The organism is Paenibacillus sp. LHD-38 (genome assembly GCF_031157315.1).
Lineage (GTDB): Bacteria > Bacillota > Bacilli > Paenibacillales > Paenibacillaceae > Pristimantibacillus.
The window spans coordinates 1-8,038 of the sequence record NZ_JAVIFU010000096.1 but is presented as its reverse complement, the minus strand read 5'-3'; the positions used below and the strand labels follow the sequence as shown (position 1 = coordinate 8,038).

Here is an 8,038-nt window from a genome sequence, read left to right as displayed (position 1 = left end):
ACAGCTCCTTTTGCTTTGTAGTTCTGAAAATGGTGTGGTTTACACTATCCATTTTTAACCTACGATTCGAAGTAAATACGGGGCTGTTTTACGTTCATCATAGCTAGTTCAATGAAGGAATCTATACAAAGATGAAGGAGCTGCCGCGGCAGCTCCTTTTTACTACTTCACAAAATAAGGGTTTTTGTACAGATGTACTGCCGGGCGTTAAGCTAACGGGCAGATTAGTGCAACTAAACTACCGTCGAACCCGTCTTTATTTTGAATGCTATTTTTATCGACGTGAACGAAAAACGTAAAGAAGCAGTCGCAGTCACATCCATCACAATGGATGGCGCATCTGCAGAACCCGAGAACCGGTTCCAAATGAATGTCAATCGGCCGTTTTTCTTCGCATAGAAGATCTGCAGACAAAGTCATGGCTGTTCCTCGGATCGAATACGAATCCTTAACGGCACAAGATCAAACCAAAGGAGAAACCAAGTATGAATATGAAACTGCCCATTATTATCGGTACATGCCTGCTTCTTACAGGGGGCAGCGTGTATGCATCAGACAAATTTCCCGAGCAGACAAAGACAGCGGTGAAATCTGTGCCATTTAACCAAGAGTTTGAGAAAGTTGAAAATATAGACATCCAGGAGAGTAGAAGGCTCACAATGGAGAGAATTACGGCTCTTGAAGTCAAAGATTTGTCTTTATTAGAAAGCATGTCCGATCTGATCGTACTCGCTGAGAAAGCTGGAGAATCCACAATCAGGAGAGTCGGAGGGAAAGGTGAAATTGATCAAGCTGTAACTTCAATCAAATTGCTGCAAGTATTCAAAGGTGAGGCGGAAAAGGGCCAGGAACTTTCAGTATCAGAGAGCGCTTTTTTCGAGGATGGAAGCATGTTTCGGTCAGTTACCGGCTATGTTCCGATGGTGAAGGGAGACCAATACACTTTATTTTTGCAGAAGGATGCGTCCGGCATATACGTTCCAGTAGGTGGTTATCAAGGGAAATTCAATCTGAATGATTCGAAATCATCCATCCGCTTTACGTGTGGCACCTTGACCCGGCAAGAAATCATCGATAATGAAGTGCATTTTGCTGGCAATACGGAACATTTCAATTCTCTCAAAGAGCAGATTGCTGCAAAATATAAACTTTAATCAGATGCGTCATTACATTGACGGGAATCGATAGTACAATATTTTAGGACTGCCGCATGGCAGTCCTTTACTCAACTAACAGGCAGGATAGTTTAGTCTCCATATGGAATATGTTGTGTTGGGGGAGGGGGTAAATGATTACTCTAAGGCAAATGTCAGTAGCTTTTCTCATTCATGGCGATAAGTTGTTGATGATGGAGAAACCAAAAAACGCAAGTTTTTTTTCAGGTATGGTTGTACCTATTGGAGGGCACCTAGAGCAACATGAAATTAATAATCCGAGTGAAGCATGTTTGAGGGAAGTTGAAGAAGAAACAGGGCTGACAACCGACGACCTTACAGGATTGGAACTTAGATACATAATTTTACGGATTAAAGAAACAGAAATAAGAATTCAATATGTATATTTTTCAAATGCAAAGCACATAGCTGTACGCGAGAGTGAAGAAGGTGCGCTCTTATGGGTTGATATAGGCTTAGTTGATAAAATAAATGTAACTGCCACAACGAAATACATAATCGAGCATTATTCTAGGAATAAAAATTCATCCGATATTTATGTGGGTACGATGAAATCAGTTGAAAGTGAGCCCGAAATAACCTGGGCATTACTAGAAGATTGGGAAAAACTCAAGGTCGCATTAACGGAGAGCGATAGTTGAACAATCAAGGAGCAGTTTGCTACGGCAGCTGCTCCATTTCTTTGTTAAGCTAACGGGCAGGATGTGCAACAATAAATCTTTATTTACGTCTGATTAAATGAAGAACTAAGGGGGGATAGTTTGAGAAAATCTCTGTTTTTGATGATTCCGCTCTGGCTGGCAAGCACTTTTTTTGCAATATGGCCAATTCATGCGGATTGGGCATACAATTTTGTTGTAAACGACGGTAAATCCTATATCATTTCTGACAATCGAGTGGAAAAGGAACAAATCGGTTCAATAATCGGCAAAGTTTCATCATTTTCAGACAAGGAAGGCACATACTCAGGTAATTTTTCGAATCACTATCCGAAGGGCACTGAATATTACGATATCAAAGGCGTTGACAAAAACGAGGCAATTGCGATAAAGATAAAAGATGGGTCATTCATTAAAGCGAATTATGAGGGTGAATATGCTGGTTCCACATTTAATTGGGGAAAATTTTTATGGTGTATTGCCGGCTTATTCTTGCTAGTCCTTGTCATTGTCATTGTGAAAAATAATTGGAAATGAATCTAATACAAAAATTCGCATGGATTGGTGCTATTTGGGCAATAAGTATGATTTGTATGGTTGTGGGGTTATTATTCTGAACAATGAAGGTTTTAAAGGGACGAGGATATGAAACGAAATTTAACATTACTCATGCTAATACTCAAGTCATTATTTTTACTGAGTGGGATTGCTCCGAATACTCATTATGAAGAGAGAAATCTGGAGAAAACAAAGAGGGATGAAGACCACGGAACAATTGCAATCTATTTGCAAAACAAACATAGCGATATTTATGGTGGAACATACACTTCCATTGATGGCGAAAAATACTTTTTACTAACTGAGGCAACGCCGGAGATAAAGAAAGAAATTAAAGGAAAGAGCGCTTACCCGGACACATTTTTAATCAAAAAAGTTCAATACTCGGTAAAGCAACTGGAAGCTGTAAAAAGAAAAGTATCGGAAGCAGTAGATGTGCTTGATCTTCAAGGCGTAGGCCTTGATATTGAAAATAATAAGGTTGTTGCCATTACCACGACAACGCCAAATGCAAAAAATATTGATATTTTGAAAGATAATGATCCTGGTATTATCCACTGGAAAGTGAATAAGGAAAAGAGTATATATGAACCGTTATGAAGAATGTTAAATAAGTAGTTACGGGTATGATAGTGGAATAACACACATGATGAGCAGGCGCTGCGATGCCTGCTCTTTTTATTCAACTAACAGGCAGGAAAGTGGAATTATTCCAAAGGGTAAACGTAAGATATGAATATTAATATTTGTCGTATGGGTATAGAGCAATTTTGAGAAAAAAAGAGGGAGGAATTTGGAGGTTTTATTGGGATTTTTTGCAATTCTAGTTTCGATTTTCTTCATATTTTTATTAATTTTTGGACTTATACAATGCAGGAAAAATCACTTCATGGTAGGCTTTTACTTCTTTCTTATTATTTTAATACTGAAGATCTATGATTTTATTGCACCTTTTACAATAAGTCGACTCATTGATTCTTATAATAACCGTACTACACTACCGTTGGGAATGACATTTGGAGAGTTGATTTCATTACTGAATTTCATCCCTAGGTTTATAGAAGTTATTGCTTTTATCTTTCTAGTTGCTGGACTGTATCGAATGTGGAAAACTAAGACATTAAAACCTTGAAACTGAGATAAGTGATTAGGCCAACGGGGAACGATAGCAATAAAACTAAACCACGAGGCTGCCGCGGAATCGATTGGCAGCCTGGTTAACGCCAACGCAGATACTGAAGCTGTATATGGTAAGAATTGATGATTGCGGTCAGTCTTGCCACATGTTATTCTCCAGTAGCTCCAAGAAAAAAAGTTTTGAAGAAAAGCTGCGAAAGCGAGTCTATTCTTCGACTACTTTTGTGTTTATAAACCGATAAGAACTGTGTTTAGCTCCACATTCGGCCGTTAAGCGATTGGTGTAGAGAGGAAGTACGCAATGCAAAAACACATTAAAATCTATGCACTGATGCTCATTGTTCTCCTTTGTGTTAACGCGGCGGTTTACAGACACTTGGATAAGCGATCGGACGAAAGTTACAATAATCTCAAGTCACTGTATCAGCAAAAGAATGTCTCGGCATTTTTGTATCTGATAAAACACGCATCATCCTCGATTCCGCTTGCCGAGACCCTGGAGACGATCAGCCAGACAAAGGAAAACGAAGATCCCGTCAAAGTTCGGGCACTGATCGAAAAGGCAAAAATACAGGCGGAGGAGTTGGACGAGCAACTGTTGACGTTTATCGAATTTAGCGACGATTATTCGAACAACGCAGAGCCGCGGCTGTCAATCAATCAAACCGTTATGACCTCGGATATACAAGAAGACATGTTTGAACTTGCCTTTATGGCGCGAACTTGGCGTCCGCTATACAACATAAGTTATGCTTATTGGAAATCCAATCCCAAAATGATTGACGCCAGGACTCGTGAAACCTTGCGTTTGCTCGCGACTGAGCTTCGTGACTTAGACAAGACGATCTCTTTATATAAAGAGAACGCATCATTCATTACTCCGCTTGATTACGCGACGCATACTAAACCGCGGTTGCTGGAGCAACTGAAGCCTCATCTTGAAAAACTAAAAATCATTCAGGACGATTTTGTGGAAATAAATAGCCCGTGAAGCGAGTAAGAATGGTGAAGGATTCCCGCGTACAACTGAGCTCTGATATAAAGAAGGGCTCTTTTTATTAGCTGCGCATATTGACGCGGACTATGAATAAGGTAGTCAGTCTTTTTGTTGGAGGACTAGTTAGTACATCAGATGAATCAAAGCCCCATGCACAGGGAATCAAGTTACAGCGGATGTGCTCCTTGGAATAGCGGAATCAGTAAAGTAAGTTTATATATTGAAGAAAATCGATGCCTTACTAAGCTAACGGGAGACGATAGTTGAATAACACACAAGGATGAGCAGACGCTATAGTAGCCTGTTCTTTTTATTAAACTGACGGACAGTTATGCTCAATTGAACGCATCACTTAATGCTTTCGATGTCAACGTCGATTATAATAAGATAGGAGCTGCTAAAAGCAGCTCCTAAATGAAGAGGGGATAGATCATCCGGCGCAAAGGAATAGATCTATTCCTTTTTTCTGTTTAGAACAATCATTGTGACTCCTCGTTTATCCTTGTAATGAAAACTTTGACACCTTTACTTTCAACTTCTTCGATTGCGTCAATGTCTGCTTCTTCATCTGTTATCAAAAGATCAATATCAGTGATGGGGCCTTCTTTTGCAAAAAAATCAATCCCCAACTTTTCGTGAGGTGCTAGACATATTTTCTTCCTAGAGATTTCAACAGCTGCTCTCCCTAGCGCTGCGACTTCTGGTGTGGATGTACTAACTCCATTTTTCGAAATTCCACCTCCTGTAACAAAACAAATATCTAAAGTGAATTGTCGCAGAAACTCGTTTGCCAGGGTGTCTGTAATGCTTCCCGAGCCTTTTACTTTACCACCTACAAGGTATACATCTAATGCTTCCCGATCTTTTAAAGTAGCAGCAACTTGAATCGAATTTGTAACAACTGTAAATGGTACGTCAGGTAGATACTTAAGCATGCCATAATGAATCCCTGCACTACCTATAAAGACAGTATCTTTCTCTTTAATGAAGGAAGCAGCTAATTTGGAAATTGCATTTTGATGTGGTGCACCGTCTTTGTAACGTAAGTCAGGTGGAAAAGGGGTATTACGAACTTTTAAAGCTGGAATTGCTCCTCCATGTGTACGTTTGAGCAAACCCTTTTCCTCCATAATTGATAGATCTCTTCTGATTGAATCGATTGATAACTCAAACATGTCGGCTAATTCTTTTGCAAGAACACGCCCGTTTTTCTGAAGAAGCTCTAGAATTTTGTCGCGACGTTCATCAGAGAACAAATAAACTGCCTCCTAATGGAAATTGTAACCAAGTTACATTTCCATTATATTCATGTTTATTCCGTTTTGTCAATTGAATATTCTTCATGATAATTCGGCTTTGTTCATGTTTTTGAGTTATTACGCTTTAATGAGCTAAACATGGTAAGTCAAGACGTTAAGCTAACGGGCACGATAGTTGAACACCGAAAGGGCTACCACGCGGCAGCCCTTCGTTACGCTGGCAGAATAGTTTAATCAATTATTGGGTACTCTTTAGGGTGGAAAACTTCAAATATCAGGTGTAATCAGAGAAAAAGTTTTTAATAATTTTGAAGGAGAGTTTGATTTAGATGAACAACCTTAAGTTTTTTGTTTATCAAGTTTTACTTTCATTTCTCGGTATTGCAGTTGATATTCTGTTTAGAGAATTTATATATGAATCGTCCTTTTTTAATAATAGATATATTCCAGCAATAATTAAGACATCAATAAATGGTGTCTTACTATATTTTATGTTTAAATTATTTTCTTCTTTAAATACAACTAAGTTACGATACAAGATTTTAATACATATTGCTGCTTTTATTTTAGGAGCAATATTGGTGGGGTTAACGGGGAGTTTTTTGGGCATGTAAAGGTGGATGTTCTTATTTCGTTAAACTAACGGGAAACGATAGCTCAATAAAGATACACGGAGGCAGCCGACCACAATGATCGGCTGCCTTTTCCACTTTAACGGGCAGATTTGCGTAATAACAAAGGAATTTTATTTTTAGACACGAATCTATAATCCGAGGAATGAATCTGTAATTAATCGGGAGTGGCATGAGTTGATAAATTTGTTTAGGTATAACTGGATGGTAAGAGATGAATGGTTTGAATTGTGCAAGCAAATTCCAAGTGATGAACTGTTGCGTAAACGTATTGGCGGCGTAGGTGGTATTCTTTATACACTATTTCATATTGGAGATGTTGAATATAGCTGGATTCGTGGTATGCAGAGTATATCCAAGTTCAATATGATAACTACAAATCAATTCAGCAAGTACGGGAACTTTCAGATTCTTGGAGGAACGAAATACAACTGTTCCTTCATACATGGGCGAACGATTTTGAAAACGAAATTGTGACTGTACCATGGACGGAAGGACATTATACCAAAGGTGAAATCTTGCGTCATGTGATTGCTCATGAAATTCATCATATGAGCCAGCTCTCAATATGGGTCAGAGACCTTGGGTTTCAACCAGTATCAGCCAATGTTATTGGAAGAGGGTTGTTTTAGATTGAGAGTTAAACTCCCATGGAAGAACGCCATTACTTCCATAATCTGTGGTGTCGCGTTAGCGGCATGGATGGCTAACGTGCAACGATAGCATCATGAAGCCAGGCTGCTGGTATCATCGGCAGCCTGCTTAACTATCTGGCAGTTATCCTCAGTTAGACACGCAAAGGAAATCATAAACAATTATAGAAGAACGCAACAAATAACCAACAAAATTCGTTTGATTGAAGAATGAAAAAGTTTCCGTATGCATGGATTTTTATATGTTGAATGAGAAGTGTAAGTGAAGTATCTTCTCACTACTTTAGAAAAATGAAACATGCTTGATAAGCGGATTGGGGGTTAATATGAAACGCTTCATGAGAACATCACTAATAATACTGGGAATCGTGCTCATTTTGCTGGTTTTTACATGTCCAGACGACAATGACTATAAATTGTGGCTTGCAAAGAAGCATGGCATTTCGTGTGAGGTAGGCGGACCAGAACAAATTCTTTTATGTAAGCGAGGTCAAAATCCTATAGAGTGGGAAGGCAAGCATGTTCAAAGTCTCCCATTCTTCATGAAAGTGGAGGATAGGTACACTGAAGCTAACAAAGAGTATACCATTCGAGCAATCGGAATTCTGAATTTCTTCTTTGATTACTCTAAAATCAGTGTTTACGACTAAATCTCATGTTGTCAATTCGATCCTTATTTCGCTCAAACGAACCCGCTCATTAAAGTAACGGATAACGATAGTTCCACCCCTGAAGGGCTGCCACATGGCCAATGTCATTTAGTTAAGGCGCAGGTCCAAATATCAAGAAAAAGAGCAGGTTATCGAAAAAGATAGCCCGCTCTTTTTTTGTACGAAAAAGAGAAATAATACTTGACAAGTAGGTATAAATGTGTGGCGAAGCCCCTTGAAAAACGAGGAGGTTACGCCAATGAATGAGTACGCAAATTCGCTAAAACAAACGCTGACATCCCTCATACGAGAAATGTC

At 39.0% G+C, this 8,038-nt stretch carries 8 protein-coding genes and 1 pseudogene; 8 read left to right on the top strand and 1 reads right to left on the bottom strand.

Annotated features, from left to right (window positions below; genetic code table 11):
• The first annotated feature begins 261 nt into the window (after positions 1 to 261).
• The 6 genes from RCO25_RS35055 to RCO25_RS33850 all read left to right on the top strand — a co-directional run bounded on the left by RCO25_RS35055 (position 262) and on the right by RCO25_RS33850 (position 4,520).
• Positions 262 to 399, top strand: coding sequence for a serpin family protein (locus tag RCO25_RS35055; RefSeq protein ID WP_374992219.1), 138 nt, complete (start codon positions 262 to 264; stop codon positions 397 to 399).
• An 86-nt stretch (positions 400 to 485) separates the two neighbouring features.
• Positions 486 to 1,154 carry a hypothetical protein gene (locus RCO25_RS33870; RefSeq protein WP_309000447.1) on the top strand — a complete coding sequence of 223 codons (669 nt, stop codon included), beginning with the start codon at positions 486 to 488 and terminating at the stop codon, positions 1,152 to 1,154.
• 134 nt (positions 1,155 to 1,288) lie between these two features.
• A complete protein-coding gene (locus RCO25_RS33865; protein ID WP_309000446.1) occupies positions 1,289 to 1,816 on the top strand; it encodes an NUDIX domain-containing protein in 528 nt (175 codons plus the stop codon).
• Positions 1,817 to 1,936: 120 nt separating this feature from the next.
• Positions 1,937 to 2,371, top strand: coding sequence for a hypothetical protein (locus RCO25_RS33860; protein WP_309000445.1), 435 nt, complete (start codon positions 1,937 to 1,939; stop codon positions 2,369 to 2,371).
• Between the two features lie 108 nt (positions 2,372 to 2,479).
• On the top strand, positions 2,480 to 2,992 hold the full coding sequence (locus tag RCO25_RS33855; RefSeq protein WP_309000444.1) for a hypothetical protein: 513 nt from the start codon (positions 2,480 to 2,482) through the stop codon (positions 2,990 to 2,992).
• A gap of 838 nt (positions 2,993 to 3,830) precedes the next feature.
• Positions 3,831 to 4,520 carry a hypothetical protein gene (locus tag RCO25_RS33850; protein ID WP_309000443.1) on the top strand — a complete coding sequence of 230 codons (690 nt, stop codon included), beginning with the start codon at positions 3,831 to 3,833 and terminating at the stop codon, positions 4,518 to 4,520.
• Positions 4,521 to 5,005: 485 nt separating this feature from the next.
• Here RCO25_RS33850 and RCO25_RS33845 read toward each other — a convergent pair whose 3' ends face one another.
• Complete coding sequence (locus tag RCO25_RS33845; protein WP_309000442.1) at positions 5,006 to 5,782, bottom strand: DeoR/GlpR family DNA-binding transcription regulator; 777 nt, start codon at positions 5,780 to 5,782, stop codon at positions 5,006 to 5,008.
• 332 nt (positions 5,783 to 6,114) lie between these two features.
• On the opposite strand from RCO25_RS33845, the gene RCO25_RS33840 reads away from it, so the two are divergent.
• Positions 6,115 to 6,399, top strand: a complete 285-nt coding sequence (locus RCO25_RS33840; protein ID WP_309000441.1) for a hypothetical protein — start codon at positions 6,115 to 6,117, stop codon at positions 6,397 to 6,399.
• A gap of 195 nt (positions 6,400 to 6,594) precedes the next feature.
• Positions 6,595 to 7,049, top strand: a pseudogene (locus tag RCO25_RS33835) (DinB family protein).
• The last annotated feature ends 989 nt before the right edge of the window (positions 7,050 to 8,038 follow it).

Bases quoted from the DNA above. Each gene is read 5' to 3' on its own strand.
- RCO25_RS33850 (WP_309000443.1), top strand. From the start codon at position 3,831: ATGCAAAAACACATTAAAATCTATGCACTGATGCTCATTGTTCTCCTT.
- RCO25_RS33840 (WP_309000441.1), top strand. From the start codon at position 6,115: ATGAACAACCTTAAGTTTTTTGTTTATCAAGTTTTACTTTCATTTCTC.
- RCO25_RS33870 (WP_309000447.1), top strand. From the start codon at position 486: ATGAATATGAAACTGCCCATTATTATCGGTACATGCCTGCTTCTTACA.
- RCO25_RS33865 (WP_309000446.1), top strand. From the start codon at position 1,289: ATGATTACTCTAAGGCAAATGTCAGTAGCTTTTCTCATTCATGGCGAT.
- RCO25_RS33855 (WP_309000444.1), top strand. From the start codon at position 2,480: ATGAAACGAAATTTAACATTACTCATGCTAATACTCAAGTCATTATTT.